The 2,819-nt window shown below is 43.6% G+C and carries 4 protein-coding genes; 1 reads left to right on the top strand and 3 read right to left on the bottom strand.

The window, feature by feature from the left end; genetic code table 11:
* On the bottom strand, positions 1-359 hold a 359-nt coding region (locus ACEW8S_RS16815; RefSeq protein ID WP_373519277.1), incomplete at its 3' end, for a cupin domain-containing protein.
* 213 nt (positions 360-572) lie between these two features.
* Here ACEW8S_RS16815 and ACEW8S_RS16810 point away from each other — a divergent pair.
* Entirely contained in the window at positions 573-1,157 is a 585-nt protein-coding gene (locus ACEW8S_RS16810) for a hypothetical protein (protein WP_373519276.1), read from the top strand.
* Between the two features lie 170 nt (positions 1,158-1,327).
* On the opposite strand, the gene ACEW8S_RS16805 is transcribed toward ACEW8S_RS16810, so the two are convergent.
* Positions 1,328-1,687: a MauE/DoxX family redox-associated membrane protein gene (locus ACEW8S_RS16805; protein WP_373519278.1), complete on the bottom strand. Its 360-nt coding sequence runs from the start codon at positions 1,685-1,687 to the stop codon at positions 1,328-1,330.
* Between the two features lie 102 nt (positions 1,688-1,789).
* A partial coding sequence (locus ACEW8S_RS16800) for a DUF885 family protein (RefSeq protein ID WP_373519275.1) occupies positions 1,790-2,819 on the bottom strand: 1,030 nt, incomplete at its 5' end.

The following is a 2,819-nucleotide window of genomic DNA, read 5'->3' as shown; positions in this document are numbered from 1 at the left end:
AGGGACTGGATTCTTTTCATTTCAGGGATGTCGAAAAAATCGTTTCCCAAAAAATCCGATTTCATCTGTATCACGGTCTCGCTATCGTTTCCGGTCAGTATATCGGTAAAGCCGCAATGGGGAAGGTTGCTTCCGATCAAGATCAGATCTCCCTTTGAATAATAGGACACATGGCTACCTATTTGCCGTTTGCCCGAACCTCCCTTGACATAGACCAGCTCGATTTCGGGATGGTAATGCCAAACGGTGTTCTTGTTTTTTTTGTGCGCATCGAACTTTTGGTAGGTATACGAGTGCCCGAAACTGGGTTCTATGGCCTCGAAAGCCGGTTTTTGATTCAGTGTGGGGGTATTTTTCATAGTACAAAGGTAGTAAAGGTGTTACGGAAAATCTTTGCATTATTACCTGAAATATGTCCTAAATTACCTTTATACTGATATTTTGTTCTTTGCTGTGGTAAAATAGAACATAAATTGGAAAATAGGGTAGTAGTGAGTACATGATTTCGAGGCTAAGTTTGTATCATATTATTAACCCCACCTGCCTTGGTGCAGGTCTTAAAACAAAAAATCATGAAAAAAGTAATAAGAACAGTAGCAATGGTAGCCCTTGTTTTCGCTACCGCAACAGGTATGGCCAGTGAACCAAAATTGAGCGTTAGTTTAAATGCGGATGGTAAAAGTTTTGTATATGAGTTGGATGCAACCTCGGGTGAAACCACGATAAAACTTAGGGATGCAGAAAACCATGTTATCTATTCCGAAAGTATCTTGACAGGATCCTTTACCAAAAAGTTCGATACGAAGAATTTAAGGGACGGACTTTATTATTTTACTTCCGAGGATGATTTAAAAAAGGTATCCTATACATTACAAGTAGAGGGCGAAATCATGACCATCCTAAAAAGAAGGGAAAATGCCAAACCCGTTTTCAGAACGGTGGACCGTATGGTGTATCTAAACCTTTTGAATCTTAGTAAAAAGGATGTGAAGATTGAAATATACGATAGCAACGACCGTATTGTTTTTTCGGAAAAGCGTGAGAACGAGATGATCATCGAAAAGGCCCTAAATTTCAAGCAGGCCTTTAAAGATCGCTACACAGTGGTGGTCAAGGATAGTGAAAATACCTACTACGAAAGTATCGTAGTAAGATAGCTAGTTAGTTCAAGTTGAGTTGGGTCCAAAGGTTTTGATGCAGCATCTAGTTCGGCATCTACTTTGGGCTCTTTTTTGTGGGATTATTTGTCCGTTAAGACTTTGGCTTTCTTGGATATGTAAAGGGAGCTTCGGCTCCATTATTTGTTTTTTGGAATTTGGTACTCTTTCTAAAATCTCAAATACCACCACGCCCAATACATCAACCCAAATTGCAGGGGAAGCCTCAAAATCAATATCCATTTCGGAATACCTGCGGATGCCTTTTCTCCCGAAAGCATGTAAAAATGGACGAGAAGAAATACCGAGAGCATACCGATAATGCCATAAATCGAGAGGTCTTTCGTAGCCGAAAAACACAGCCCGATACCCAATAAAATCTCGGTAATACCGCTTAGGGTCACTAAAAATTTATGCGATGGCAGGTACCGCGGCATGATTCGCAGATAAGCTTTGGGTTTTATAAAGTGCATCACACCCGCAATGATATACATTGCGGCCATTAGGTAAAGGTGCCAGGGGAAATTCAAATTCAAGTTCAAAAAAAGTTTATGAGTTTATGGGTTTATGAGTTTATAAAAGGGGATCATTTTTACTTTGTGCTACTGCTACTGCTACTGCTGCTACTGCTGCTACTGCCCGCTCTCCACCGCAATCCATCCATTGATTTTATCTTCTAACAAAGCCAATGGCACACATCCGGTTTCCAAGACTTGGTTGTGGAACTCCCGGATGTCAAAGTCATCGCCGAGTTGTTTTTCTGCTTTGGCGCGGAGTTCCAGAATTTTTAGCTGTCCGATTTTATAGGATAGGGCCTGGCCCGGGTTCGCCATATAGCGTTCGATTTCGGAGGTAATGCCGGCCTCGGACTCCGCTTCATTTTCCAAAGAGTAATGAATGGCCTTTTCGCGGGACCAGCCTTTGGAATGTAATCCCGTATCCACTACCAACCGCACGGCACGGTGCATTTCTGCGCCCAGCATCCCGAAATATTGGTAGGGGTCTTCGTAGAGTCCCAATTCCTTGCCCAAGGACTCGGTATAGAGCGCCCATCCTTCGCCATAGGCACTATACCAAAGTGTTTTTCGGAACTTTGGGAGTGCTTCGTTTTCCTGCGTAAGCGAAACCTGGAAATGGTGTCCGGGAATGGCCTCATGCAGGAACAGATCTTCATCGGAATATATATTGTATTCGCTAGCATCGGGAATCGGAACATAAAAGATACCGGGCCGTGTACCGTCTAAGGAACCCGGATTGTATTCCGCACTTGCCGATGCCTCTCGAAAAGCTTCCGTACGGCGCACCTCAAAAGCTGTTTTTGGTTGTTTGTCGAATAGCTTATCGACCTGCGGTTTCATTCTGTCGTGAATGGCGTTGAAATTATCGATGACCTGTTGGGGCTCGGTAAAGGGCATCAGTTCTTTTTTGTTCCTAACATGGTCGAAAAAGGCATTTAGGTCGCCCTTAAAACCGACCCGTTCTTTCACTTTTTCCATTTCCGTTGAAATTCGGGCCACCTCGTCGAGCCCGATTTGGTGGATTCCATCGGCGGTCATATCCGTGGTGGTGTATAATTTGATTTGATGCTTATAATAAGCGTCTCCCCTCGGAACACCTTCAATACCACTGGTCTCCCTGCCCGATGCCATATACTCGGAGGCC

This window comes from Pricia sp., assembly GCF_041745955.1.
Lineage (GTDB): Bacteria > Bacteroidota > Bacteroidia > Flavobacteriales > Flavobacteriaceae > Pricia.
This window is presented reverse-complemented; position numbering and strand designations above follow the sequence as displayed.